General features: G+C 74.0%; 25 protein-coding genes and 1 tRNA gene. 14 read left to right on the top strand and 12 right to left on the bottom strand.

The genetic code is table 11. The annotated features are described in order from the left end of the window. Positions 1-37 precede the first annotated feature (37 nt). From ACZ45Q_RS06650 to ACZ45Q_RS06640, 3 genes are all read left to right on the top strand, one after another. Positions 38-613 carry a TerD family protein gene (locus tag ACZ45Q_RS06650; protein WP_332882631.1) on the top strand — a complete coding sequence of 192 codons (576 nt, stop codon included), beginning with the start codon at positions 38-40 and terminating at the stop codon, positions 611-613. Between the two features lie 76 nt (positions 614-689). After that, positions 690-1,826 carry a DUF475 domain-containing protein gene (locus ACZ45Q_RS06645; RefSeq protein ID WP_468255873.1) on the top strand — a complete coding sequence of 379 codons (1,137 nt, stop codon included), beginning with the start codon at positions 690-692 and terminating at the stop codon, positions 1,824-1,826. A 162-nt stretch (positions 1,827-1,988) separates the two neighbouring features. Then, positions 1,989-2,726 (top strand): TerD family protein, encoded by a 738-nt coding sequence (locus ACZ45Q_RS06640; protein ID WP_468255870.1) that lies wholly within the window; start codon positions 1,989-1,991, stop codon positions 2,724-2,726. 27 nt (positions 2,727-2,753) lie between these two features. On the opposite strand, the gene ACZ45Q_RS06635 is transcribed toward ACZ45Q_RS06640, so the two are convergent. Beyond that, positions 2,754-3,581: a TerD family protein gene (locus ACZ45Q_RS06635; RefSeq protein WP_468255868.1), complete on the bottom strand. Its 828-nt coding sequence runs from the start codon at positions 3,579-3,581 to the stop codon at positions 2,754-2,756. A gap of 185 nt (positions 3,582-3,766) precedes the next feature. Between ACZ45Q_RS06635 and ACZ45Q_RS06630 the strand changes: the two genes are divergently transcribed. The 3 genes from ACZ45Q_RS06630 (at position 3,767) to ACZ45Q_RS06620 (ending at position 8,444) form a co-directional block, all read left to right on the top strand. Continuing rightward, a complete protein-coding gene (locus tag ACZ45Q_RS06630; protein ID WP_468255866.1) occupies positions 3,767-4,930 on the top strand; it encodes an HpcH/HpaI aldolase/citrate lyase family protein in 1,164 nt (387 codons plus the stop codon). Between the two features lie 122 nt (positions 4,931-5,052). Beyond that, entirely contained in the window at positions 5,053-7,632 is a 2,580-nt protein-coding gene (locus tag ACZ45Q_RS06625; RefSeq protein WP_468256466.1) for a phosphoribosyltransferase, read from the top strand. After that, positions 7,632-8,444 (top strand): HAD family hydrolase, encoded by an 813-nt coding sequence (locus ACZ45Q_RS06620; protein WP_468255863.1) that lies wholly within the window; start codon positions 7,632-7,634, stop codon positions 8,442-8,444. Before ACZ45Q_RS06625 ends, ACZ45Q_RS06620 begins: the two co-directional genes overlap by 1 nt. Positions 8,445-8,454: 10 nt before the next feature. Here ACZ45Q_RS06620 and ACZ45Q_RS06615 read toward each other — a convergent pair whose 3' ends face one another. From ACZ45Q_RS06615 to ACZ45Q_RS06600, 4 genes are all read right to left on the bottom strand, one after another. Further along, positions 8,455-9,195: a DedA family protein gene (locus ACZ45Q_RS06615; protein ID WP_468255861.1), complete on the bottom strand. Its 741-nt coding sequence runs from the start codon at positions 9,193-9,195 to the stop codon at positions 8,455-8,457. Positions 9,196-9,281: 86 nt separating this feature from the next. Beyond that, positions 9,282-9,500, bottom strand: a complete 219-nt coding sequence (locus ACZ45Q_RS06610; protein ID WP_468255859.1) for an FmdB family zinc ribbon protein — start codon at positions 9,498-9,500, stop codon at positions 9,282-9,284. 162 nt (positions 9,501-9,662) lie between these two features. Then, positions 9,663-10,955, bottom strand: coding sequence for a hypothetical protein (locus ACZ45Q_RS06605; RefSeq protein WP_468255856.1), 1,293 nt, complete (start codon positions 10,953-10,955; stop codon positions 9,663-9,665). 419 nt (positions 10,956-11,374) lie between these two features. Beyond that, positions 11,375-12,160 (bottom strand): DUF4097 family beta strand repeat-containing protein, encoded by a 786-nt coding sequence (locus ACZ45Q_RS06600; RefSeq protein ID WP_468255854.1) that lies wholly within the window; start codon positions 12,158-12,160, stop codon positions 11,375-11,377. Positions 12,161-12,375: 215 nt separating this feature from the next. Here ACZ45Q_RS06600 and ACZ45Q_RS06595 point away from each other — a divergent pair. From ACZ45Q_RS06595 to ACZ45Q_RS06585, 3 genes are all read left to right on the top strand, one after another. Next, positions 12,376-12,450 (top strand) — tRNA-Val (locus tag ACZ45Q_RS06595). A gap of 93 nt (positions 12,451-12,543) precedes the next feature. After that, positions 12,544-13,020, top strand: a complete 477-nt coding sequence (locus ACZ45Q_RS06590) for a DUF6153 family protein (RefSeq protein ID WP_468255852.1) — start codon at positions 12,544-12,546, stop codon at positions 13,018-13,020. Positions 13,021-13,099: 79 nt separating this feature from the next. Beyond that, on the top strand, positions 13,100-13,798 hold the full coding sequence (locus tag ACZ45Q_RS06585; RefSeq protein ID WP_468255849.1) for a DUF305 domain-containing protein: 699 nt from the start codon (positions 13,100-13,102) through the stop codon (positions 13,796-13,798). A 100-nt stretch (positions 13,799-13,898) separates the two neighbouring features. Here the strand turns inward: ACZ45Q_RS06585 and ACZ45Q_RS06580 are convergent, their stop codons facing one another. After that, positions 13,899-14,255, bottom strand: coding sequence for a hypothetical protein (locus tag ACZ45Q_RS06580; RefSeq protein WP_468255847.1), 357 nt, complete (start codon positions 14,253-14,255; stop codon positions 13,899-13,901). A gap of 108 nt (positions 14,256-14,363) precedes the next feature. On the opposite strand from ACZ45Q_RS06580, the gene ACZ45Q_RS06575 reads away from it, so the two are divergent. Further along, on the top strand, positions 14,364-14,594 hold the full coding sequence (locus ACZ45Q_RS06575; protein ID WP_468255844.1) for a DUF2277 domain-containing protein: 231 nt from the start codon (positions 14,364-14,366) through the stop codon (positions 14,592-14,594). Between the two features lie 121 nt (positions 14,595-14,715). Here ACZ45Q_RS06575 and ACZ45Q_RS06570 read toward each other — a convergent pair whose 3' ends face one another. Beyond that, a complete protein-coding gene (locus tag ACZ45Q_RS06570; RefSeq protein WP_468255842.1) occupies positions 14,716-15,354 on the bottom strand; it encodes a DedA family protein in 639 nt (212 codons plus the stop codon). Positions 15,355-15,642: 288 nt separating this feature from the next. Between ACZ45Q_RS06570 and ACZ45Q_RS06565 the strand changes: the two genes are divergently transcribed. After that, the gene (locus ACZ45Q_RS06565; protein WP_468255839.1) at positions 15,643-16,167 is read left to right on the top strand and encodes a superoxide dismutase family protein; all 525 of its coding nucleotides are present in this window, start codon (positions 15,643-15,645) and stop codon (positions 16,165-16,167) included. Between the two features lie 75 nt (positions 16,168-16,242). Here the strand turns inward: ACZ45Q_RS06565 and ACZ45Q_RS06560 are convergent, their stop codons facing one another. From ACZ45Q_RS06560 to ACZ45Q_RS06550, 3 genes are all read right to left on the bottom strand, one after another. Continuing rightward, positions 16,243-16,695: a DoxX family protein gene (locus ACZ45Q_RS06560; RefSeq protein ID WP_468255836.1), complete on the bottom strand. Its 453-nt coding sequence runs from the start codon at positions 16,693-16,695 to the stop codon at positions 16,243-16,245. Positions 16,696-16,858: 163 nt separating this feature from the next. Continuing rightward, a complete protein-coding gene (locus ACZ45Q_RS06555; RefSeq protein WP_468255833.1) occupies positions 16,859-18,529 on the bottom strand; it encodes an alkaline phosphatase D family protein in 1,671 nt (556 codons plus the stop codon). Positions 18,530-18,633: 104 nt separating this feature from the next. Next, complete coding sequence (locus tag ACZ45Q_RS06550) at positions 18,634-19,278, bottom strand: HNH endonuclease family protein (protein ID WP_468255830.1); 645 nt, start codon at positions 19,276-19,278, stop codon at positions 18,634-18,636. A 436-nt stretch (positions 19,279-19,714) separates the two neighbouring features. Here ACZ45Q_RS06550 and ACZ45Q_RS06545 point away from each other — a divergent pair, with 436 nt between their 5' ends. Both ACZ45Q_RS06545 and ACZ45Q_RS06540 read left to right on the top strand, forming a co-directional pair. Continuing rightward, a complete protein-coding gene (locus tag ACZ45Q_RS06545) occupies positions 19,715-20,296 on the top strand; it encodes a TMEM165/GDT1 family protein (RefSeq protein ID WP_468255828.1) in 582 nt (193 codons plus the stop codon). Positions 20,297-20,528: 232 nt separating this feature from the next. After that, complete coding sequence (locus tag ACZ45Q_RS06540; protein WP_468255826.1) at positions 20,529-21,200, top strand: HAD-IA family hydrolase; 672 nt, start codon at positions 20,529-20,531, stop codon at positions 21,198-21,200. 18 nt (positions 21,201-21,218) lie between these two features. On the opposite strand, the gene ACZ45Q_RS06535 is transcribed toward ACZ45Q_RS06540, so the two are convergent. Then, a complete protein-coding gene (locus ACZ45Q_RS06535; protein WP_468255823.1) occupies positions 21,219-22,520 on the bottom strand; it encodes a peptidoglycan-binding domain-containing protein in 1,302 nt (433 codons plus the stop codon). 196 nt (positions 22,521-22,716) lie between these two features. On the opposite strand from ACZ45Q_RS06535, the gene ACZ45Q_RS06530 reads away from it, so the two are divergent. Then, complete coding sequence (locus ACZ45Q_RS06530) at positions 22,717-24,978, top strand: DHA2 family efflux MFS transporter permease subunit (RefSeq protein ID WP_468255821.1); 2,262 nt, start codon at positions 22,717-22,719, stop codon at positions 24,976-24,978. Here the strand turns inward: ACZ45Q_RS06530 and ACZ45Q_RS06525 are convergent. Further along, positions 24,971-25,471, bottom strand: coding sequence for a GNAT family N-acetyltransferase (locus ACZ45Q_RS06525; protein WP_468255819.1), 501 nt, complete (start codon positions 25,469-25,471; stop codon positions 24,971-24,973). The genes ACZ45Q_RS06530 and ACZ45Q_RS06525 overlap by 8 nt on opposite strands. Positions 25,472-25,578 lie beyond the last annotated feature (107 nt).

The raw sequence follows: 25,578 nt of genomic DNA, 5'->3' as shown, positions 1-25,578 counted from the left end.
ACCACCAGGCAGGACCACCCGGGGAGGGATCAGCAAGATGGGCGTCACGCTTGCCAAGGGGGGCAATGTCTCCCTGTCCAAGGCCGCACCGAACCTCACTCAGGTGATGATCGGGCTCGGCTGGGACGCGCGCTCCACCACCGGAGCGCCCTTCGACCTCGACGCCAGCGCGCTGGTGTGCAGCGACGGGCGGGTGATGGGGGACGAGTGGTTCGTCTTCTACAACCAGCTCTCCAGCCCCGACGGATCGGTGCAGCACACCGGCGACAACCTCACCGGTGAGGGGGACGGCGACGACGAGTCGCTGCTGATCGACCTCTCCAAGGTCCCCGTCCGGTGCGACAAGATCGTCTTCCCGGTCTCCATCCACATGGCCGACGAACGCGGGCAGACCTTCGGCCAGGTCAGCAACGCCTTCATCCGCGTCGTCAACCAGGCCGACGGCCAGGAACTGGCCCGGTACGACCTCAGCGAGGACGCTTCCACGGAGACCGCGATGATCTTCGGCGAGGTCTACCGCTACCAGGGCGAGTGGAAATTCCGTGCAGTGGGACAGGGGTACGCGTCGGGGCTGCGCGGCATCGCTCTAGACTTCGGAGTCAATGTTTCGTAAAGCCGAGTACGGCGACGGGGGAGGCCTGCCTCAAGCCGCGCTTGGGGCGGGACCCTCATCAAGGATTGGGTAGCCAGTGGTTCTGAAAACCTTCGGCTGGTCGTTCGCGGTCACCGCGCTCGGCCTGGTCGCGGCGTTTCTCTTCGGGGGGTGGACCGCCTTCGGCATCGTGGCGATCCTCTCCGTCCTCGAGATCTCGCTGTCCTTCGACAACGCGGTGGTCAACGCCGGCATCCTGAAGAAGATGAATGCCTTCTGGCAGAAGATCTTCCTCACCATCGGCATTCTGATCGCCGTCTTCGGTATGCGGCTGGTCTTCCCGGTCGTCATCGTCGCCGTCAGCGCCCAGCTCGGGCCGATCGAGGCCGTCGACCTCGCGCTCACCGACAAGGACCGCTACCAGGAACTGGTGACCGACGCGCACCCGTCGATCGCGGCCTTCGGTGGCATGTTCCTGCTGATGATCTTCCTGGACTTCATCTTCGAGGACCGGGACATCAAGTGGCTGGGGTGGCTGGAGCGGCCGCTGGGCAAGCTCGGCAAGGTCGACATGCTCTCGCCCTGCATCGCCCTGATCGTGCTGCTGATCTCTGCGATGACCTTCGGCGCCCATGCCCACCAGCACGGAGGCACGCACGCCGACAAGGCGGAGACGGTGCTGCTCTCCGGTGTCGCCGGTCTGATCACGTACATGATCGTCGGCGGTCTGTCCGGCTTCTTCGAGGAGAAGCTGGAAGAGGAGGAGGAGCGCGAGCACGAGGCCGAGGAGCAGGCCGCACGCGAGGGCAAGCCCAAGTCGGCGGTTCTGCTCGCCGGCAAGGCCGCGTTCTTCATGTTCCTCTACCTCGAGGTCCTGGACGCGTCGTTCTCCTTCGACGGGGTGATCGGCGCCTTCGCCATCACCAACGACATCGTCCTGATGGCCCTCGGCCTCGGCATCGGCGCCATGTACGTCCGTTCGCTCACGGTCTACCTGGTCCGCCAGGGCACCCTCGACGAGTACGTCTACCTGGAGCACGGCGCGCACTACGCGATCGGCGCGCTCGCCATGATCCTGCTGATCACCATCCAGTACGAGATCAACGAGATCGTCACCGGCCTCGTCGGTGTCGTCCTGATCGGTGCCTCCTTCTGGTCCTCCGTCCGCCGCAACCGCGCGATCGCCGCGGTCGAGGGCTCGCCTCCCAAGACGGAGGTCTCCTCCGGGGTGTGAAACACCCTCCCGGCCCGGGCCGGTTCGCCCCCGGTGCGCCCGCATCGCCGGTGTGAACCCGCCCGCCGTGAGGAACGCTCTTGCGGGGCGGCCGTCGAGGACGACTCCTCGACGGCCGCCCCGTTTTTCGACGCACGGATACGGACGGACGTGGGGGCGGGAATGGGTTTCCTGGACGGACTGTGGCGCGGCCGAGCGACCGACTTCGACTCGGGCAACGCGGCGACCAACGCCATCGAGCTGACCAAACGGCACGGACAGGTCTCCCTGACCAAACAGGGCGCGGCCACCGGCCATCTGCGCATCAACCTGTCCTGGCGGATGCGCACCTCCGACCTCTCGGGCCCGCAGCGGGAGAGCCTGCTGCGGCACCCCCTCAAGGCCCTGAAACCCCCGGAGGTCATGGGCCACAGCCAGAGCATGGTCAACGTCGACCTCGACCTCGGCTGCCTGTACGAGCTCCAGGACGGCACCAAGGGCGTCGTGCAGCCGCTCGGCGGCTTCCTCGGCGACGTCAACGCCCCGCCGTACGTCAAGCTCAGCGGCGACGACCGGTTCGGCTCCGGTTCCGGCGAGACGATGTACGTCAACCTCGACAACCGGGACGCCATCAAGCGGCTCCTGGTCTTCGCGTACATCTACGACCAGACGCCCGCCTTCGACCGCACCCAGGCCATCGTCACGCTGTACCCCAGCAACGGCCCGCGCATCGAGATCAGCCTGGACGAGCGCCATCCGCAGGCCCGCTCGTGCGCCGTGGTGATGATCGAGAACGTCAAGGGCGAGATCCTCGTCCGCCGCGAGGTGAAGTTCGTCTACGGCTTCCAGGGGGAGCTGGACCGGCTGTACGGGTGGGGCCTCCAGTGGGGCAGGGGGTACAAGGCCAAGGCCGAGCGGTAGGGGCCGCGGCCCGACGGCGCGGGGCGCCTACCGCCCGATGAACTGCGGACCCTGCGGCGGCATCCGGAACTCCGGGTCCGGGATCACGGCGGCGGCCGGCGGATAGCCGTAGGCGGGCCCGCCGGCCGGCTGCGGATAGCCGTAGGCGGGCTGCGCGGAAGGCTGCTGCGGATACCCGTACGCCGGCTGGGACGGCACGCCTGCCGCCGGAGGCTGCTCCGGCGGCAGCGGCACGGCCGGGCTCACCGTCGGCGCCTCGGGCGCCACGGGGGCCGCGGGCGCCGGCGCCGGCTGTCCGCCCTCCTCCGCCTCCGACTCGTCCACCGAGATCCCGAAGTCGGTCGCCAGGCCCTGAAGGCCGTCCGAGTAGCCCTCCCCCAGCGCGCGGAACTTCCAGCCCTCCCCGCGCCGGTACAGCTCCCCGCAGATCAGGGCGGTCTCCTCGCCCGTCTCCGGCCGGATGTCGAAGTACGCCAGCGGCTCGCCGTCGGGGGCCGCCGCGTCGTAGAGCAGGATGCGCAGGTCGGGCACCTGGTCGAAGGCGACGCCGTCCGCGGAGGCGACCAGCAGGATGCGGCCGACCGACGGCTCGACGCCGGAGAGATCCGTCTGGATCGTGTCGGTCAGGCCGTCGACGCCGCGCTTCTTGCCGAGCCGCCAGACCTTCCCGGAGGGGTGGCGCGGCTGGTTGTAGAAGACGAAGTCGTCGTCGGAGCGCACGCGGTCGTCCGGGCCCAGCAGCAGCGCGGAGGCGTCGACCTCGGGCACCCCCTGCCGGGGCGCCCAGCGCAGTACGGCGCGTACCGTGGTGGCTTCCAGCGGGACGTTGGACCCCTTCAGCATCGCGTGCGTCATGCCCGTCATCCTGCCCTCTCGGTCCTGGTCACGACAACGCGGGGCGGCCTCGGCGGTTGCCGGTTCCACGGGTGGGTTACCTGAAATTCATGCCCGGTGGGAACCCCGGACACGGGTCCCTACGTACTATTACCGGCCACCTTTGGACGGTTCACAGGTCGCCCACACACCACGGGGGAGTTCATATGCGTCATTTCGGGCATGTTGCGCCTGAGGTGCGGAAGCGTCTCTTCCACAAAGAGCCCCGCGTCTTCACCGCGGACTCCCCGCCCCGGTTGCTGTCCGCCGCGCTGGGCGCCACGCTGTACAGCCCGGCCACCCGCCCGCACCTCGCCGACGACGTCGTCAAGCAGGGCGGACGCGGCGTGGTGTCGATGGTGCTGTGCCTGGAGGACTCCATCGGTGACGCCGACGTGCCGGCCGGCGAGGAGAACGTGGTGCGTCAGCTCACCGACCTCGCCGCGCGCCCCGGGACGGACGTGCCCCTGCTGTTCGTCCGGGTCCGCGCCCCCGAGCAGATCCCCGACCTCGTCCACCGCCTCGGCCCCGCCGTGGGGCTGCTGTCCGGATTCGTACTGCCCAAGTTCACCGAGGAACGCGGCGTGCCCTTCCTGGAGGCGCTCTCCGAGGCGGAGGCGGCGAGCGGGCGCCGGCTGTTCGCCATGCCCGTCCTGGAATCGCCCGAGCTGCTGTACCGGGAGTCCCGGGTGGAGACCCTGGAGGGCATCTTCCGCGCGGTCGACAAGTACCGCGACCGGGTCCTCGCCCTGCGCCTGGGCGTGACCGACTTCTGCTCCTCCTACGGGCTGCGCCGGTCGCCCGACATGACCGCCTACGACATCCAGGTCGTGGCGTCCGTGATCGCCGACGTGGTGAACATGCTCGGCCGGGCCGACGGCACCGGCTTCACCGTCACCGGGCCCGTGTGGGAGTACTTCCGGGTGCAGGAGCGCATGTTCAAGCCGCAGCTGCGGCAGAGCCCGTTCCTCCAGGTGCAGGCCGCCGAGCTGCGCGAGAGGCTGATCGCACACGCCATGGACGGCCTGCTGCGCGAGATCTCCCTCGACCACGCCAACGGCCTGCTCGGCAAGACCTGCATCCACCCCTCCCACGTGCTGCCGGTCCACGCACTGTCCGTGGTCACGCGGGAGGAGTTCAGCGACGCCCAGGACATCCTCCGGCCGGAACGCGGCGGCGGGGGTGTCCTCAGGTCGGCGTACACCAACAAGATGAACGAGGTGAAGCCGCACCGCGCCTGGGCCGAGCGGACGCTGCTGCGCGCCGAGGCCTTCGGGGTGGCGAACGAGGACATCGGCTTCGTGGAGCTGCTCGCCGCCGGACTGCCGTAACGATCATTCACAGCGACCGCAAGGGACACATGAACGACGCACTGGACGACGCGAGGGACGAGGCGGAGCACGTGGCGGCGGACGGCGCCGGGCACGAGGGCGACACCGGGAGGCACGAGCACATGGGCGAAGAGGGCGCACCCGCGGGCGGGCCGGCCGAGGTCTGGTCCGGCAGCTGGGTCGCCGAACGCCTCGGCGTCGAGCTGACCGGTGACGAGCGGCTCCGCGGCCTGCTCGGGCTCGCCCTGCGCCGCAACCCCAAGCGGGCGCACCTGCTCGTCTCCCAGGTGCTGGGCAAGCACGTCCCCCAGTCACCCGCCGTGGTCCGCGGCCACGGCCTCGAGCTGGGCCGGCGGGTCCGCGAGCTGCTCGGCGCCGGGGAGGCCGCCCGCGCCGTCGTCCTCGGCTACGCGGAGACCGCCACCGGCCTCGGCCACTGCGTCGCCGACGGCCTCGGCACCGCCGTCTGCCTGCACTCCACCCGCCGCCCGGTGCCCGGCGTGGCGCGGGCGGGCGGCTTCGAGGAGTCCCACTCCCACGCCACCTCCCACCTGCTGCTGCCCGAGGACCCCGGCCTGCTGGCCGGCTCCGGGCCGCTGGTCCTGGTCGACGACGAGTTCTCCACCGGCAACACCGTCCTCAACACCGTCCGCGCCCTGCACGAGCGCTACCCCCGCGAGCGGTACGTCGTCGTCGCCCTCGTCGACACGCGCTCGCCCGCCGACGCCGGACGGCTCGAGGAGTTCGCCCGCGAGATCGGCGCCCGCGTGGACCTGGTCACGGCCGCATCCGGGACGGTACGGCTGCCGGAGGGCGTGCTGGAGAAGGGGCAGGAGCTGGTGGCGCGGTACGAGCGGGCCGCCACGGGCACCCCGGGCGGTGCCGGACCCGCGGCGACCGCGGCGAACGCCGTGCCGTCACGACCGGCCGCGGAGGACCCCCGCCCGGACGTCGCCCCCGGCCCCCGCGGCGAGGTCCGGCGCGTCGATCTGCACTGGCCCCCGGGCCTCCCCGACGGCGGACGGCACGGCTTCACGCCCTCCCACCGCGCCCGCCTCGACGCCGCCCTGCCCGCGATGGCCGCCCGCCTGGCACGGGCCCTGCCCGCCGGCGCGCGCCGCGTCCTCGTCCTCGGCTGCGAGGAGCTGATGTACGCCCCGCTGCGCCTGGCCTGCGAGCTGGAGCGCACGGCCGGCGCCGAGGTGCGCTACTCCACCACCACCCGCTCACCCGTCCTCGCCGTGGACGACCCCGGCTACGCGATCCGCACCCGGCTGGTCTTCCCCGCCCACGACGACCCCGCCGACGGACCCGGCGACCGCTACGCCTACAACGTCGCCGGAGGCGGCTTCGACACCGTCGTCGCCGTCGTGGACGGCCACGCCGACACCCCCGCGCTGCACGCGCCGGACGGCCTGCTGGCCCGGCTCGCCGCCCACGTCCCGCACGTCCTGCTCGCGGTCGTCCCGTCGTACGTCCCGGGCGCACCCGCCCCCGGAGCACCGTCCGCACCCGGACGGCCGTCCGCCCCCGAAAGGCCCGCCATGCTGCCCGAGCCCCTCCGCGGCCCCGCCTTCTCCTCGTACGCGCGCGAGGAGGTCGGCTGGCTGCTCCAGGACCTCTCGGACGTGACGCTGGAGGCGCCGACCGAGGAACGCGAGGAGGCCATCCAGAGCGGCGGCGCGCACTACGCCGAGTCGCTGCCCGTGGAGTACCAGCCCAGCGAGGAGTACCAGCGGCTGTTCCACTCCGCGCTCCAGGCGTCCGCCGCCCGGCTGGCGCGGGCCGTCGGCACCGTCACCGAACTGGTGCTCGCCGAGAGGTCACCGCGGCCCGTGCTGGTCTCCCTCGCCCGCGCGGGCACGCCCGTCGGCATCCTGATGCGCCGCTGGGCGCAGTACCGGCACGGCCTGGACCTGCCGCACTACGCCGTGTCCATCGTCCGCGGGCGCGGCATCGACGCCAACGCGCTGCGCTGGCTGGCCCGCCACCACGACCCCGCCGACGTCGTCTTCGTGGACGGCTGGACCGGCAAGGGCGCCATCACCCGCGAACTCGCCGACGCCCTGCGCGCGTTCGAGGCCTCCGACGGCGTCACCGGCTTCGACCCGGAGATCGCCGTGCTGGCCGACCCCGGCTCCTGCGTGCGGACCTACGGCACCCGCGACGACTTCCTCATCCCCTCCGCCTGCCTCAACTCCACCGTCTCGGGACTGATCTCGCGCACCGTGCTCCGCGCCGACCTGGTCGGCCCGCACGACTTCCACGGCGCGAAGTTCTACCGCGAACTCGCCGCCGCCGACCTGTCGCCGGTCTTCCTCGACACCGTCTCCGCCCGCTTCGGCGACGTCGTGGACGCCGCCGAGGCCCACGCCAAGGAACTCCTCGCCACCGACCGCACCCCCACCTGGGAGGGCTGGGCGGCGGTCGAACGCATCAGCGCCGAGTACGGCATCGACAACGTCAACCTCGTCAAGCCCGGCGTCGGCGAGACCACGCGCGTGCTGCTGCGCCGGGTGCCGTGGAAGGTGCTGGCCCGCACCGGCGCCGGCCGCGACCTGGACCACGTCCGGTTGCTGGCCGAGCAGCGCGGGGTGCCCGTGGAGGAGGTCGACGGCCTGCCCTACACCTGCGTCGGGCTGATCCACCCGCAGTACACGCGCGGGGCGACCGGCGCCGACGGCAAGGCGGTGACGGCCTGATGACCGTGCTCGTCGCGAGCGACCTCGACCGGACGCTCATCTACTCCGCCGCCGCGCTGGCGCTGACCATGCCCGACGCCCGCGCCCCCCGGCTGCTGTGCGTGGAGGTCCACGAGAGCAGGCCGCTGTCCTACCTGACCGAGACGGCCGCCCGGCTGCTCACCGAGCTGGGCGGCGCCGCCGTGTTCGTGCCGGCCACGACCCGGACCCGCAAGCAGTACCAGCGCATCAACCTGCCGGGCCCGCCGCCCGCGTACGCGATCTGCGCCAACGGCGGCCATCTGCTGGTGGACGGGGAGACCGACCGGGACTGGCACGCCCGGGTGACCGCCCGGCTGGCCGACGAGTGCGCCTCGCTGCACGAGGTGCAGGAACACCTGATGCGGACCGCCGATCCGGTGTGGGTGCGCAAGCACCGCACCGCCGAGGACCTCTTCGCCTACCTCGTCGTCGAACGCGAGCTGCTGCCCGAGGACTGGGTGAAGGAACTCGCCGTGTGGGCCGAGAACCGCGGCTGGACGGTCTCCCTCCAGGGCCGCAAGCTCTACGCCGTTCCCCAGCCGCTGACCAAGAGCGCGGCCGTCCGCGAGGTCGCCCGCCGCACGGGCGCGGGGCTCACCCTCGCCGCCGGGGACTCCCTCCTCGACGCCGATCTGCTGCTCGCGGCGGACCGGGGCTGGCGCCCGGGCCACGGGGAGCTGGCGGACGCCGGCTGGACGGCACCGGCGATCAGCGCCCTGCCCGAGCGCGGGGTGCTCGCCGGTGAGCGGATTCTGCGGGAGTTCCTGAGGACGGCCCGCTCGTCCGGGTGACGGCGGCGGCTCAGTGGCGGCGCCGGGCGCCGGCGCCGGCGTACCGGGTGGTGTCGGCGTGGGCGCCGGTGGCGTGGGTGCCGGTGGTGTCGGCGTGGGTGGCCGGCCGGTCCTCGCGGGGGTCGCGTCCGCCCCGCCTGCGCCGGCCGGCGCCCGGCCGCAGCAGCCGCACCGCGACGAACGCCAGCAGGGCCAGGGCGGCGCAGCCCAGGACCACCTTGGAGTAGGCGGAGGCGACGCTGGTGACCTGGGACCAGTTGTCGCCGAGGGCGTAGCCGGCGAGCACGAACGCGGTGTTCCAGATGGCGCTGCCCAGCGTGGTCAGGCCGAGGAACACCGGCAGCCGCATCCGCTCGACGCCGGCCGGCACGGAGATCAGGCTGCGGAAGATCGGGATCATCCGGCCGAAGAACACGGCTTTGGTGCCGTGCCGCTGGAACCAGGCCTCCGTCTTCTCGATGTCGGCCACCTTCACCAACGGCAGCCGGGCCGCGATCGCCAGGGTGCGGTCCCGGCCGAGCAGCGCCCCCACCCCGTACAGGGCGAGCGCGCCGATCACCGATCCCGCCGTCGTCCACAGCAGGACCGCGAGCAGGTCCATCCGTCCCGAGCTCGCCGCGAATCCGGCGAGCGGCAGGATCACCTCGCTCGGCAGGGGCGGGAACAGGTTCTCCAGCGCGATGGCGATGCCGGCGCCCGGTGCGCCGAGCGTGTCCATCAGGTCGTTGATCCACTGGGGTGCGGCCGTCATACGGCCAGGCTAGGAAACCGGACCTGAAGGGAACCTGAGGAGGGGATTCCGGCGGAGCACGTCCGCCGGCCGGCGGGTCCCGGCCGTCAGCCGCAGCAGCCGCCCCCGCAGCAGCCGCCTCCGCCGCCCGACGGGGGTGCCGGGGCGGACGCGGTGGACGAGCCGCCGACCGCGACCGTCGACAGGAGCTTCACCGTGTCGTCGTGCCCCGCCGGGCAGGGGGCGGGGGCGGAGGACTCCGCCATGGGACGGCTCAGTTCGAAGGTGTCGCCGCAGCTGCGGCAGCGGTACTCGTAGCGAGGCATGCGCACAGGTTAACCGCCCCCGCCGGGCTCGCCCCAGACCGGAAACCGCCCGCTCCGGGCGCGGCCGGGCCCGCAACCGGGCCGGGGCCCGTCCCCGCCCAGGCCGGCGCCCGTCCTCGCCCGGGACGGGGCCGGTCCGCGCGGGACGGGGCCGGTCCCGGGTCAGTGTCCGGCGCCGCGTTCCTCGCGGATCTGGGTGACCACGCGGGCCACCGTCCGCCGGACCGCCTCGGTCTCCGTCAGGAAGTGCCAGTAGTCGGGGTGCCGCCCTTCCAGCGTGGCGACGGCGCGTTCCAGCCGGGCCACCGACTCGTCGAGCGGGCGCGCGTGCCGCGGGTCGGGGGTGTTGCGGCCGGCCATGGCCAGCCGCTGGGCGTCGCGGATCGCGAACCGGGTCCGCTCGATCTCCTGCTGCGGGTCCTTCTGCACGGCGTTCAGCTGCCGCAGCCGGTCGCCGGCGGCCGACACCGCCTCGTCGGTGGAGTTCAGCAGGGCGCGGACGGTCGACAGCAGCGCGGTCGCGTCGGGCCAGCGCTGGTCGTCGCGGGCCGTCTGCGCCTCGGCCAGCTTGCGCTCGGCCTGCCGGACGCTCTCGGCGGCCTGCTCCGGCACGTGCTGGAGGTCCTGCCAGCAGGCGACGGTGAAACGCCGCCGCAGCTCGCTGAGGACCGGTTCGACCTGCTCGGCCCGGGTGGTGAGGGCCTGGGCGCGGGTGCGCAGCGAGACCAGCCGGGTGCTGATCTCCGCGGCGCGCTCCGGCAGCCGCTCCGCCTCGGCACGGACCGCCTCGGCCTCCCGGGTGACCCGTTCGGCCCGCTCCAGGGTCTGCGGTACGCCGTGCCGGCCCGCGCCCTGGTTCAGCTTGGTCAGCTCCGGGCCCAGCCGGGCGAGCCGGGCGGCGAGGTCGTCCGCCTTGAGGCCCGCGCCGCGGGCGGAGTCCAGGGCGTTGGAGGCGGCGAGCAGGGACTGCCGGGCGCGTTCGACGGCGGGGGCGAGCCGGGCCAGCTGGGTCTCGGCCTTGCCGATCAGCGGGCCGAGCCCCTCGGCGAAGCGGTCGAGTTCCTGCTTGACCCGGGCCAGCTCGTCCCTGGCGGCGGTCAGCTCGGTACGGGCGCGGGAGGCGGCGGAGGCCTCCAGGTCGTCCCGGTCCAGGTCGTGGGCGTCGACGGCGGTGATGTAGCGGTGGCTGACCTCGTCGATGCGCCGGCCGAGGGCGGCGAAGTCCTCGACCGCGCGCCGGGCGGCGGGGGAGTCGTCGACGGCCGTGATGGTCTCGATGGAGATCCGCAGGTCGCGCTGGGCGGTGTCCAGCTCGTAGAAGGCCGCGGCGGCGGCGTCCTTGGCGGCCTGGGCCTCCGCCCGCTGGCTCTCCGCCCGGCCGCCGAACCAGCGCCGGGTGCCGCCGCCGGCGAACGCGGCGGGCAGCAGGAGGACGGCGACCAGCGGCAGGCCCATGAGCGCCAGCGTGCCACCCGGCGCACCGCTCCGCCGCCGACGACGCCGGGCCCCGAACGCGCCGCCCGACGCTCCCCGCCGCACCGACGGTCCTCCCGCTGCCGACGCCGACGCCGCCTCTGACTCCGACGGTGAGGCCGACCGCGGGACCGGTGACGGGGCCGACCGTGGGATCGGTGGCTGCGGCTCGCGCGAGGGCGGCGCCGCGTGGGGCGACGGGAGCGACCTGAGCGGCCGGGGCGACCTGAGCGGCCCGGGCTCACGGCCCGCGGCGCGTGGCCCCGACCGTGGGGAAGGCGCGCACGGCATCATCGGCGGCGGTTCCGGCTGCGATGGTGTCGCCGTCACATCCCTCTCCCGTGTCGTCCGCCCTGCCCGGGTTCATTCTCCCACCCGTTAGGGACGAACACACGGCCCGGTCAGTTCGCCGTACGCACCGTGACTTTCCCGTCGCCGCTACGGGCGTTCACCACGTGGGAGGCGGTGTCGTCCCTGGGCACGGACACGTCCACCGCGCCGTCGTCGGTGTCGGCCGACACCCGGTAGGTGGCGCGGGGCAGCTCGACGGTGACCGAGCCGTCGGCGCTGCGGGTCTCCACGAGGTCGGGCACGGCACCGAGTTCGAGGCGGACGGAGCCGTCCTGGGTGTGGGCCCTGACGGTGCGTGCGGAGACCTCCGCGCGGATGGAGCCGTCGTCGCTGCGCAGCCGAAGCGGTCCGGTGGAGTCGGTGACGTGCACGGAGCCGTCCTTGGTGCGGACGGCCAGGGCGTCCCGCAGCCCCCGCGCCCGTACGCTGCCGTCGTCGCTGTCCACCTCGACGGCGACGCCGCGGGGCACCTCGACGCGGTGCCGGGCGGCGCAGTCGGCGACCACGCCGGAGCAGTGCATCCGCAGCACCAGCCGGTCGCCGTCCATCTTCCAGGTCACCTCGGGCTCGTCACCGATCGCGACCGAGCCCTGCCACCACCGGGTGACCGAGACCCGGCCCGCCTCGTTGCCGTCCGCGGCGACGATCTCCAGCGCCGAGTCGTCGGCGTCGACGGTGAGGGTGCGGCCCTGGAGCGCGAAGGACCGGTGCTCGGGGTCGGTGTCGTCCGAGGGGGAGGCACAGGCGCCCAGACCCGCGACGAGTACGGCGACGGCGCCCGTGACGGCGAGCGCGCGGGCGGGAACGGTGCGGGTACGGGCGGGCGTGGCGGTCATGGCGGTTTTCCCCCTGCTGACGGACGGCGAGCCCGGCCGTGCCCACGCGGAACGCGGTGCGACCGGACTCCTCGACCGTACGGAGCGGGGACGCCGCGGGGGATCCGGGACGCTACCGGATCGGGGGTGGGGTTAACCCCAGGCGGAGCCGGTGCCGGCCGCCCGCGGGGTTTGCGGGGCAGTGCCCCGGGCAATGTAGGCTGTCGACTCGTCCTGGGTGCGTAGCTCAGGGGTAGAGCGCCTGCCTTACAAGCAGGATGTCGGCGGTTCGAAACCGTCCGCGCCCACCAGGACCGACGCCGGACGTTAGGCCGGACGTCGGTGCAGAGGCCTCCGGGTGACCTCCCGGGGGCCTCTTCTCGTGCCATCCGTAGGATGGGCCCGTGATCAGTCCCGGGCAGCGCGACCGCCGGCCGCCGACGCGGTGGTGGCGGGCCGTGTCCGTGCTCGGGCTGCTGGCGGGACTGCTGGCCATGCACGGACTCGCCCCCGGCGGCGCCCTGCCCGGCCCCTCCGGCCCGCACACCGGCGCCCACGCCCCCACCGGGGCCCACGCCCACGGCGCTCCCCGTCCGCACGACGGTTCCGGTTCCGTTCACGACGGCTCCGGTCCCGCGGCCGGCGCCGCGGACCACCGCGCCTGTGCCGACGACGGCCACGGCGGCGGCGGGCACGTCCGGCACGCGGACGGCACCTGTGCCTCCGGGGCGGTGAGCGGCGGGCCGGCGCTTCCCGCGCTGGTCCCCGACCCGGTCCCGGCCGTGGCGGGCACCGAGACCGTACGGCCGTACGCTGCCGAGGCGCCCGACGGCGCCCGCGCCCCGCCCTCCCTGGCGGAACTCCAACTCCTGCGGATCTAGACACCGCCGCCGCACCGCGCCCCGGCGGGCGCGATGCTGCCACCTGTCGAAAATCCCTTCCCTCAGCAGGAGTTCACGCATGACGCACACCCACACTCACGTGCACATCGCCCGTACCCGGGCCCGCCGCGCCGCCCTCGCGGTCGCGGCGGCCGGCACCGCCCTGCTCCTCGCCGCCTGCGGCGGCAGCGGCGGCGGCACGGGCGCCGGCGACGGGCACGCCGGCCACGGCTCGGCGTCCGCGAGCGCGACCGCCACGGCCTCGGCGGGCACCGGCGCCGAGGACGGCGCGCACAACGCCCAGGACGTCACCTTCGCGCAGGGCATGATCCCGCACCACCGGCAGGCCCTGGAGATGGCGCGGCTCGCCGCCGGCCGCTCCGCCTCGCCGGAGGTGAAGGACCTCGCCTCCCGCATCGAGAAGGCGCAGGACCCGGAGATCCGGACCATGAGCGGCTGGCTGAAGTCCTGGGGCGAGGACGTGCCGGAGGCCACGGACCCGGCGTCCGGCGCGCACGCGTCGGGACACGGGGGTCACGGCGGGATGCCCGGGATGATGGACGCCGAGGACATGGAGGAACTGGGCAAGGCCGAGGGCGAGGCCTTCGACCGGCTGTTCCTGGCCCTGATGGTCGAGCACCACGAGGGCGCCGTCGAGATGGCCACGACCCAGCGGGACAAGGGCCGCTACGGACCCGCCAAGGCCATGGCCGAGGACATCGTCCGCGCCCAGCAGGCCGAGATCGAGGAGATGAACGACCTCCTCGGCGCGAACTGAGAGCCACCCGCACCAGCCGGCCGGCGCGAGCGCCGTGACCGACCGGCATGAGTGACCGTCCGGACCTGTCCGCCGTCCGGACGGTCACCCTCGCACGGGTTCACGAGCCCCGCCCGGAACCCTCCTCGGGCGGGGCCTCGTGGGCGTGCTTGAGCCGGCTGCGGGCGTCCACCGCGTCCGGACCGGTGAACTCCGACCAGTACCGGTGGGTGCTGACGAAGACCGCCAGCTCGCGCTCCCGCCGCCGCAGCTTCTCCACCTCGGCCTGTTCGTCCTCCGACCAGCCCGGCGAGGCGGGGCGCTCGACCTTGCGCCAGCCGGTGTCGTCGGTGAAGCCGTCCACGGGTTCGACGGACCAGGGGAGCCGTTTCAGCAGGGCCGACAGCTCGGCCCGGACCTGATGCAGTTCCTCCTGACCGGCGAGGAGGTCACTCGGAAAGTCATAGGTCGTAGCCACGGCCCAATGATACTCCTGTTCGATTTTGAGGTGCGCGTTCCGCGGGCTCCTTTCCGGGGTTCACCCGAACGGGTGCCGCGCGGCCCGGGCCGGGGTGAGACTGGGGTCATGTGCCGCAGCATCAAGACCCTTCGCCCGCCCGTGCTGGCCGACGAGGCCACCGAGGAGGAGATCCGGGCCGCCGCCCTCCAGTACGTGCGCAAGGTCTCCGGCTTCCGGGCCCCGGCCGCGCACAACCGCGAGGTGTTCGAACAGGCGGTGGACGCGATCGCCGAGGCCACGGCCGAACTGCTGGCCGGCCTGGAGGTCCGCGGCGCCGGGGCGCGCCGGGCGGGCTGACGCCTGCCGGAGACGCCCCGGCGCGCCTCCGCGTCCCCGGGAGCGGCGCGCCTCCGCGTCCCCGGGAGCCCCCGGGGGGCCGTGGCCTCCGCGTCCCCGGCCCCGGGCGTGCCTGCCCGCGCTACGGGGCCTCGGCCGCCGGTGGCTGCCGGCGCATCACGTACGCCGCGCCCGCCCCCGCCGCGAACAGCGCGGCCAGGGACACCCCGGTCGCCAGCCAGGTCGCGCCCAGCCACTGGCCGCCGAAGTAGCCGAGGGCGACGCTGTAGCCGGCCCAGGACAGGCCGGCCAGCGCGGACCAGGGGAGGAAGTCGCGGGCCCGGCGGCGAGCGGTGCCGGCGACGAGGGAGACGACGGAGCGGCCGGCCGGGGCGAAGCGGGCCAGCACGACGAGTGCGCCGCCGCCGCGGGCCAGGGCACCGCCGAGACGTTCCTGCGCCGTGGTCAGCCGGCGGGACCGGGCGATCGCGCGGTCCAGCCGGGGCCCGCCCCGCCAGGCGAGGCGGTAGGCCACCAGATCGCCGAGGACGGAGGCGGTGGCGGCGCAGAGCGTCAGGGCCAGGATGTCGGGGACGTCCTCGGGGACCGGGGCCGTGGCCGCGCCGGTGCCGGCGGCCGTGCCCGCTGCCGCCGCCGTGGCCGCGGTGATCACCAGAACCCCGCTCGGCAGCATCGGCAGGAACACGTCGAGGAGGACCGAGAGGGCCACCAAGGCATAGATCCACGGGCTGCTGACCAGCGACCCCACACTCTCCAACACCGCGACTCCCCGTGACTCCCCCGTCGGCCGGCCGGCCGCGACGCGCGGGGAGCGGCTGGGGCGGCCATGACAGCCATACAGCGTACGCCCGGGCTGTGACAGAGGGTTCACAGGGGGCTCGGACGACCGCCACGGAGTGTTCACCCGGCTGCCGCTCCCCGGAGGGCGGCGGGGGCCGGTGTCCCGTAGCAACGACGGTGGGGGAGCGCGACGGGGGCGTCACCGCGCCCGGAGCCGACCGACACACCGACACACCGGCAACACTGCCGACGAGGAACGGAACACATCATGGTGGCAGGAATATGCGCGGGCGTGGTCGCCGCGGCCGTGCTGGCGAGCGGCGGCACCGACGGCGTCTCGCTGCGCTCGGACGCCCGCTTCGAGCGGGCCGGCACGCACGGCACGCCGCTCGCGGTGACGTACGACGAGGGACTGGTCCCCGCCGGCGCGTGGATCGAGGTGCGCCAGCGCACCGCCGACAGCGGCAGCACCACGGTCAAACTGCGGGTGAAGGGCCTGAAGCCCGGACACGCGTACGGCGTGCACGTGCACCGCAGGCCCTGCGGTGACGACCCGTCCGCCGCGGGCGGGCACTACCAGCACAAGCCGTCCGACGACCCCCGCGCGGCCAACCCGCGCAACGAGGTCTGGCTCGACTTCACCCCCGGCCCCGACGGTGAGGGCCGGGCCCGCGCCCACCACGACTGGGGCTTCCGGCCGGGGCAGGCCAACTCCGTCGTCATCCACGACGAGCCGGGCAACTTCGGGGCCCGGATCGCGTGCTTCACCGTGCCGTTCCGGTCGGTCCGCTGACCCGGCCGGAGGCGGCGGCGCCCTCCCGCGCGTACCGGACGACGGAACGCGCGGGAGGGCACCTTCGCGGTCGGCTCAGGCGGTGACCGGCGTCTGCTCCCCGGTCGCGCCCTTGCGCCCGGAGTCGCGCCGGGCGAGGAGGCGGTCCAGGCCGAAGGCGCCGGAGCCGGTGAAGACCAGCAGCAGGAAGGCCCAGCTGAACAGGGCGGCGCCCTCACCGCTGTTCTGTATCGGCCACAGCGCCTCGGGCTGGTGGACCGTGAAGTAGGCGTACGCCATCGAGCCCGAGGCGAGGAAGGCGGCGGCCCGCGTGCCCAGGCCGAGCACGACGAGGCTGCCGCAGACGAGTTCGATCACGGCCGCGTACCAGTACGGCCAGGTGCCCGTGCCGACGGTGCCGCCGCTGCCGTCCGCGCCGCCGAGCACGCCGAACAGGCTCATGGCGCCGTGGCAGGTGAAGAGCAGGCCGACGACGATGCGGAACAGGCCGACGGCGTAGGGCTGGGCGCTGTCCAGGCGTCCGGTCATGTGGGGGTGCTCCTTCGGTCGGACCGGCCGTGGGGACCGGTCGCTGGGGAGGACGGAACCGAGGGAGCTCACGTTAGGGGAACCTAACCAATACTTGCAACTTCAACATCTTGGTCGGGCTTCGCCCCGGGCGACCGGTGCCGGGGGCGAGGATTCGGGGTTCTCAGCGGGACGGCGGCGACGGCGGCGACAGCTCCGTCTCTCCCACCTGCCGCAGGGCCGGCCCGCCGCGCCCGGTCCGGGCCCGCTCCAGGCGCAGCCGGGCCGAACGCCCGCGCAGGGTCAGGGTCATGAGCTGGTTGCCGAACCAGGGGCCGCCTCTCTTGCGCCAGCGCACCGTCGGCCGTCGCAGCCGTCCGTGCCGGGCGAAGAACCGGCCCAGGGCGCGCGCCGGGGCGCTCCAGCCGAAGCGGAAGCCGAGGCGGATGGAGGCCGGCACGGAGTTGTGGACGGGCGAGCAGGTCAGCTGCACCACCCGCGCCGCCGGGGTCGTGCCGTCGGCCCAGGTGGGCTCGGCCACGTACGCGTGGTGCACGTCCCCGGAGAGCACGCACACCGTCGCGGGCGCCCCCGGCCCCGCGGCCACCTCGGCGATCATGTCCGCCAGGGCGTCGAAGGAGGACGGGAAGGCGGCCCAGTGCTCCAGGTCGGCGGCGCGCCGCAGCTTCTCGCCGAACCGCGCCCAGCGGGGCCCGCGCTCGCCCGCGCACAGGGCGGCGTTCCACCCCTCGACGTCGTGCACGAGGTGGGGGAGCAGCCAGGGCAGCGAGGAGCCGATCAGGAGGTGGTCGTAGGCGGCGGACCCGTCGTCGCCGCGGCCGTCGAGCAACTGGTCGCGCAGCCACAGGGCCTCGCCGGGGTCGAGCATCGCGCGGCGGTCCTCGGCCAGGACGCGCGCCGCGCGGGTGTCCACCATCAGCAGCCGGACCCGGCCGAAGTCGCGCCGGTAGCTCCAGCGGACGGAGGCGGCGTCGGCGTCGGCCCGCGCGGCGAAGGTGCGCAGCGCGTCGGTGCCGTCGGGCGTGGCCCGGACGGCGGCGTACAGCGGGTCGGCGGCCAGCTCGGCCGGGGAGAGGTTGCCGAGCTGCTGGTAGACCCAGTAGGACATCAGGCCGCTCAGCAGCCGCTCGCGCCACCAGTTCGTGGCCCGCATGTCGGCGAGCCAGGCGGCGGAGGTGTTCCAGTCGTCGACGACGTCGTGATCGTCGAAGATCATGCAGCTCGGCACCGTGGACAGCAGCCAGCGCACCTCGGGGTCGAGCCAGGACTCGTAGTAGAGCCGGGTGTACTCCTCGTAGTCCGCGACCTCGGCGCCCGGCGGCTCGCTCAGGTCGCGGCGGGCGGCGAGCCAGCGGCGGGTGGCGTCGGAGATCTCGTCCGCGTAGACCTGGTCCCCGAGGAGCAGCAGCAGGTCGGGCCGCTCGCCCGCGGGGTCGGCGGCCATGCGGGCGGCCAGCGTGTCCAGCGCGTCCGGGCCGACCGGGTCGTCGTCGCCGGGCGGCGGTGCGGCCCAGCGGCAGGAGCCGAAGGCGACGCGCAGGCCGCCGGTCTCGTCCGGGGTGCTGATCACGGAGGGCGGGAAGGGAGAGTCGGGCAGCGGCCACACGCGCGTGCCGTCCAGGAACACCTCGTACGCCGTGGAGGTGCCCGGGGTCAGGCCGGCCACCTCGACCAGGGCGTAGTGGTGGCCCGCGACCTGGAAGGTGCGGGCCGTGCCGGCGCCGCCGTCGGCGCAGCGCACCTCGGCCGCGCACGGGCGGCTCGCCTCGACCCAGACGGTCGCGGACGACCCGTCGGCGTATCTCAGCAGTGGTCCCAGGCGCAGGTCCGGCATGATCCTCCCCTTCTCCGTCGCCCCGTACCGTACGGAACGACGGAGGCCGACGGGGAGGTTCCGCGCCGATCGGTGTGTGCCCGGGGCTCGCTCGGCGGCGTCGGTCAGCAGCTCGCCAGGTGGTTCTGGAGCGCGGACTTCTCGGCGGAGTCGACGGAGAGGCCGTAGTAGTGCTTCACCTGCACCCAGGCGCGGACGTAGGTGCAGCGGTAGGCGGACCGGGCGGGCATCCAGGTGGCCGGGTCCTGGTCGCCCTTGGCCTGGTTGACGTTGTCGGTGACCGCGAGGAGCTGCGGGCGGGTCCGGTCGTTGGCGAAGGCCTCGCGCCGGGAGGTCGACCAGCTGCCGGCGCCGGAGTCCCAGGCCTCGGCGAGCGGCACGAGGTGGTCGATGTCGACGTCGGAGGCGGCGTACCAGGTGGCACCGTCGTAGGGGGAGTACCAACTGCCGCTGACGGCGGCGCACGAGGAGTTGGTGACGACGTTCACGCCGTCGCGCTTGAGGATCGTCTCGCGGGTGTTGCAGGCGCCGCTGACGGTGGACCAGTGCGGGAAGAGGTCGCGGTCGTAGCCGGAACGATTCTCCGTCTTCACGGTGAGGGAGGCGAGATAGCTGCGGGCGGTGGCCCCGCTGATCGGGGTGGGGAGCGCGGCGGAGGCGGACGGGGCGCCCGCGAGCGCCACGGAGGCCAGGGTTCCGGTGAGCGCCGCGACGATGCCGAACCGTCGACGCGCGTAGAACTTGGGCATGTGAACTCCCTCGTGGGGGTGGGGTTTTCGGGCGCGAGCAGGGGAATGCTCGCGACGCCGCGTTGCGCACGGGTGTGCGGTCGGTAAGAAGCTAGTGACGCGTACATGTCGCGTCTATGGGTCGACGGGAAATCGTTTCGGCGCGGTGACGAGGGGGCGGACCGGGACTTTCGGCCCCTGCACGGTCGTCCGGGGCGTCGCGTACGATGGACGGCGCAGAAGGGGAGTAGCTCTTCGCCGGACCGTCGACATACTGCTCAGCTCGCTGAGCCGGCGCCCGGAGGCGGGTCTCGTGCGCGAGGCCGGCCAGCGAGACCTTCGGCAAGCAGTGCACACCCGTGCCCGTGGCGCGGGTGCCCGTGTGCTGCCGTGCCGAGGTGTCGCGTCGCAGGATCCAGCACTCTCGGTGGGGCGGCCCCGACCGATTGAGGACCCGTTGATCAGCTTGACCGTGACGGCGCTCGTGTTCGGCGTCGTCTTCCTCGCCGAACTGCCGGACAAGACCGCCCTGGCCGGACTCGTCCTCGGCACCCGCTACCGGGCGAGCTACGTCTTCGCCGGTGTCGCCGCCGCCTTCGCGCTGCACGTCGCGCTCGCCGTCGCGGCCGGCAGCGTGCTGACGCTGCTGCCGCAGCAGATCGTGCACGCCATCACCGGGGTGCTGTTCCTCGGTGGCGCGGCGGTGCTGCTGATGAAGAAGGACGAGGACGAGGAGGAGGTCCGCAAGCCGGAGAACCAGTCCTTCTGGAAGGTCTCCGGGGCGGGCTTCATGCTCATCCTGGTCGCCGAGTTCGGCGATCTCACGCAGATCATGACGGCCAACCTGGCGGCCCGCTACGACGATCCGCTCTCCGTCGGCCTGGGTGCGGTACTCGCCCTGTGGGCGGTGGCCGGGCTCGGCATCGTCGGCGGGAAGGCGCTGATGAAGCGGGTGCCGCTGAAGCTGATCACGCAGATCGCGGCGTTGCTCATGCTCGGGCTGGGCGTGTGGAGCCTGTGGGAGGCGGTGGCCGGGTGACCCGGCGGCCGGGCCGCCCGGCGGCCGGGCCGCCCGGCGGCCGGGCCCGCGGCCCGGTGGGAGCCGAACGCCGGATGAACGATGTCCCCGCCCGCTGGCGCTACCCCGGACCTGTTTTGTACCGTAGAGAAACAAAGTGGCTTCCGCCCGCTCTCCCTGACCGGCGGGCGGAGCCGCCTTGTACCCGGGGACACCGCCCCTGTGTCCCTCTCCCGTGTCTTGGAGTCTGCCGATGACGGCCACCGCCACCGTTCTCACCGCCCGTGCCCTGCTGCTGGACATGGACGGCACCCTCGTCAACTCCGACGCCTCGGTCGAGCGCGTCTGGCGGCGCTGGGCCGACCGGCACGGCCTGGACGGCGACGAGGTGATGAAGGTGGTCCACGGGCGGCAGGGCTACGCGTCCATGGCGCTGCTGCTGCCCGACCGGCCCATGGAGCAGAACCACGCCGACAACGCCCGCATGCTCGCCGAGGAGACCGCCGACACAGAGGGCGTCGTCGAGATCCCGGGCGCCGCGGAGTTCCTCGCCTCGCTGCGGGGGCTCCCGCACGCCCTGGTGACCTCCGCCGACGTCGCGCTGTCCACCGCCCGGATGGGCGCCGCGGGGCTGGCGCTGCCCGAGGTGCGGATCACCGCCGAGTCGGTCGGCGCCAGCAAGCCCGACCCCGAGGGCTTCCTCAAGGGCGCCGCCGAACTGGGCGTCGCCCCGGCCGACTGCGTCGCCTTCGAGGACTCCGCCGCCGGCATCACCGCCGCGCGCGCCGCCGGCATGCAGGTGGTGGGCGTCGGCGACCGCGCCGGCTTCTACGGACCGGACGCGCTGGTCCGCGACCTGACGCAGGTGCGCGTCGAGACGGTGGGGGACGGCACGATCCGCCTCCACATCACCGGCTCCGGCTGATCGCGGAGCCGCGGGGCGTCACGGCTCGCGCGTCTCCGACTCCAGGCGGCTCCGGGTCTCCGGGCCGTACTCGCCGAGGTCGTCGGAGCGGATGCCGCGGGCCCACTGGTAGTTGCGCAGGGCGTCCTCGACCTCGCGGTCGAAGTGGCCGTCGACGTCGCCCACGTAGAGGTAGAGCTGACGCAGGCGGTGCTGTAGCTCGGTGACCTCCGGGCCGCTGTCGCCGCGGCGCAGGACCGTTCCGTGGTCGCGGTCGTCGTCCCCGCCGCCCCGGCCGTGCCGGTCGCCGGAATCCTGCCCCGGGTCCTCCGCGCGGGCGGTCGTCGCGCTCTGCGTCGGCTCCGCCGACCGGGACGGCGACGGCGAGGCGCTCGGCGCCGACGCGGACGGCGACGGCGACGGGCTCGCGCTCGGAGAGGCGGAGACGGACGGGGACGGCGACGCCGACGTGGGGGACGCGGACGCGGTGCTCGGCGTCGGGCCGGCCGAGGGCGTGTCGGCCGACGGTTCCGGTACCTCCGCCCGTACCTCCTTCGCCGACGCCCCGTCGCGGGACGGCGTTTCGTACGAGAACAGCCCGCCGGCGTACCCGGCCGCGCCGAGTACGGCCACGACCGCGCCCGCGACGCCCAGCAGTGCGCCGCGCCGGCGGCGTGCGGGGCGGGGGGCCGGTCCGTGCCGGCCGGCGTCCGGGCCGGTGGTCCGCGGGGGCGGCGCCGTGTCGAAGAGCGACAGGTCGGTCGCGCTGGGCGAGGCGGCCGGCGGGGCCAGTGGAGTGGGCAGGGAAGGGGAAGGGGCGGTGGCGTCGCCGGACGCGTCGGCCCCGACGGCGCGCAGCGGCATCGTCGCGTCGGAGGCCGGTGCGGGGCCGCCGTCGGCGCGGCCCTCGGGGGTGCCCATGGCGCGGCCCCTCGGGGCGCCTGCGGCGCGGCCGTTCGGGGGGCCTGCGGCGTAATCCCCCGGGGTGTCCATGGCGCCACCCTCGGGGGTGCCTACGGCGTGGCCCTCCGGGGCGCCTGCGGCGAGGCCCTCGGGGGTGTCCATGGCGTGGCCCTCCCGGGTGCCCGCGGTGGTGTTCTGCGGGTGGGCGTCCTCCGTGTCGGCCTCCGGCGCCCCCTCCAGCTCGACGTACGGCCGGATGCGCAGGGGGTCGAAGTCCTCCGCCGCTGCCGCCTCGGCCGTACGGGCCTTGCGCAGTGCGTCCGACGCGCGGGGGCCGCAGCCGCAGGCAGGGGTGTTGTCGGGCTGCCGGGCTGCCCCGCACTGCGGGCACGGACGGCCCGGCGGCCGAGGCTTACCGGGCCCTTCCGGATGCTCCATGGATCTCGTCCCTCCCCCCGCTCGCGTCCCCTCGCGAACTCCAGAGATTATGCAGACCTTCTCCACGACCCGGCGCCCGCGACCCCCGGAACGTCGGCCTCCGGTCGATTCCGCACCGCCTCCCGGGAGGAGTGAACCGGCCATAACGGGTCACACCGACCTCGAGGGACAGGTGACGAGAACCTCGGGAGGCCGTATGGCCGACGAAGCGCACGAGACGACCGCCGCCGGTGGGGCGGAACCCGGGGAAACCGGGGAGGGGGCCGCCGGGGCCGCTGGGGCCATCAGGCCGAGCGGCTCCACCGGCTCCACTCGGGCCACCAGGGCGAGCGGCTCCACCGGGACCACCGGGGCAGGCGGGGCAAGCGGCCCCACCACGGCCGCCGGGACCACCACGGCCGCCGGGACCGCCGCGGACGCCGGCGACCCCCCGCAGTCGGCCGACGGGCACGTCCCCGGCAACGTCCTCGTCTCCATCGGTGCCCTGCTGCTCGGCATGCTGCTCGCCGCCCTCGACCAGACCATCGTGGCGACCGCGCTGCCCACCATCGTCAGTGATCTCGGCGGCATGGACCATCTGTCCTGGGTGGTCACGGCGTATCTGCTGGCCGCGACCGCCGCGACCCCGCTGTGGGGCAAGCTGGGCGACCAGTACGGGCGCAAGCGGCTGTTCCAGGCCGCCATCGTGATCTTCCTGATCGGCTCGGCGCTGTGCGGCATGGCGCAGGGCATGACCGAGCTGATCGCCTTCCGGGCCCTCCAGGGACTGGGCGGCGGCGGGCTGATGGTGCTGTCCATGGCGATCGTCGGCGACCTGGTGCCGCCCCGCGACCGCGGCCGGTACCAGGGACTGTTCGGCGCGGTGTTCGGCGCGACCAGCGTGCTCGGCCCCCTGCTCGGCGGCCTGTTCACCGAGCATCTGAGCTGGCGCTGGGTCTTCTACGTCAACCTGCCCGTCGGCGTCGTCGCGCTCGCCGTGATCGCCGCGGTGCTGCACATCCCGCGCCGCACCACCCGGCACGTCATCGACTACCTCGGCACCCTCCTCATCGCCTCGGTCGCCACCTGCCTGGTCCTGGTCGCCTCCCTCGGCGGCACCACCTGGCCCTGGGGCTCGCCGCAGATCATCGTCCTCGCCGTGCTGGGCGTGCTGCTGGCCTGCGTCTTCGTCGCCGTGGAGCGCCGGGCGGCCGAACCCGTGCTGCCGCTGAAGCTGTTCCGGCTGCGGACCTTCGTCCTCTCCGCCGTGATCAGCTTCGTCGTCGGCTTCGCGATGTTCGGCGCGATGACCTATCTGCCGACCTTCCTCCAGGTCGTCCAGGGCGTCACCCCGACCATGTCCGGCGTGCACATGCTGCCCATGGTGATCGGCCTGCTGCTGGCCTCGACCGTCTCCGGGCAGATCGTCAGCCGCACCGGCCGCTGGAAGGTCTTCCCGATCGCCGGCACCGGCGTCACCGCGCTCGGCCTGCTGCTGCTCCACCAGCTCGACGAGACCAGCCCCACCGTCGTGATGAGCGCCTTCTTCTTCGTCTTCGGCCTCGGGCTCGGCCTGGTCATGCAGGTCCTGGTGCTCATCGTGCAGAACGCGGTCGCCTACGAGGACCTCGGCGTCGCCACCTCCGGCGCGACCTTCTTCCGCTCCATCGGCGCCTCCTTCGGCGTCGCCGTCTTCGGCACCGTCTTCGCCCACCGCCTCGGCGACGAACTGACACGGGCCTTCGCCGGCGTACAGCTCCCGCCCGGCATCACCCCGGACGCGCTGGAGGCCGACCCGCGCGGCATCGGCGCGCTCCCGCCCGCGCTGCGCCCCGACGCGGTGCACGCCTACGCCACCGCCATCACCGACGTCTTCCTCTACGCCGCGCCGGTCGCCCTGCTCGCCTTCGTCCTGGCCTGGTTCCTCAAGGAGGACCGGCTGCGGGCCTCGGTCACCGCGCCCGACGGCACCGAGACCTTCGCGAGCAACCCGGTGGAGCGCTCCTCCTACGACGAGGTGTGCCGGGCACTGTCGGTGCTCGGCACCCGGGAGGGGCGCCGCGAGGTCTACCGGAAGATCACCGAGCGCGCCGGGTACGACCTGCTGCCCGCGGCGAGCTGGCTGCTGCTGCGCATCCGCCGCCACGGCCGGGTCGAACCGGCGCTGCTCGCCCAGCGCGGCCCGGTCCCGCTGACCGTCGTCCTGGAGGCCGCCCGGCAGATCGAGGTGCGGCACCTGGCCGTGCGCCGGGGACTGGACCTGGTGCTGACCGAGCAGGGCCGCGAAGCCGCCGAGCGGCTGGCGCGGGCCCGCGAGGAGTCGCTGTCCGAGCTGCTCGGCGACTGGTGGGGCCCGGACCGCCCGAGGGACCTTGTCCTGCTGGTGCGGGAGCTGAACGGGGAGCTGTGCGGCTCGGACGCGGAGCGCCCCATGGGCGATCCCCGGCCCCTGGAGCGCCCGGTCTCCGGGTTCAGCTGAGCTCCTTGGCGAACCACACCTCGGCGTACGGGCCGTCGTGGTACGGCTCGGTGTCCGCGTAGCCGAGCCGTGCGTACAGGGCGCGGGCCTCGACCAGGTCGGAGCGGGTGTCCAGCACCATCCGCCGCGCCCCGAGCGACCGCGCCGCGTCCTCGGCCGCCGCCACCAGCAGCGGGGCCCCGCCCTTGCCGCGCAGCTCCTCGGCCACGTAGACCCGGGTCAGTTCGGCCGTCGCGGAGTCGAGCAGGCGTACGCCCGCCGTGCCGGCCGGCTCTCCGTCGTACCGGGCGACCAGCAGCCGCCCCCCGGGCGGGGCCAGGTCCGCGCCGGTCTCCGCGGCGATCTCGCGCTCCAGCTCCTCGGGGTCGGTCCTGCGCCCCTCGTGCAGCAGGTACCAGCGGTCGCTGACCTCGGTGTAGTACGCCCGCCACAGCGCTGCGGCGGCGGGGGAGTCGTACGGTTCCGGGGCGATGGTCCAGGTCATGACCGGCATTGTGGGAGCGGGACGGCCGCCCGGCGCAAGCGTATTTTCGCACCGGTGCGCGGATCGCGCGTCCCGAGTGCCGTTTACGGGCGGTTCCCGGGGCAACCCGGACAGCG

The organism is Streptomyces sp. NPDC031049, assembly GCF_055571015.1.
The sequence above is the reverse complement of the archived record's forward strand: the minus strand, read 5'-3'. Positions and strand labels throughout refer to the sequence as shown.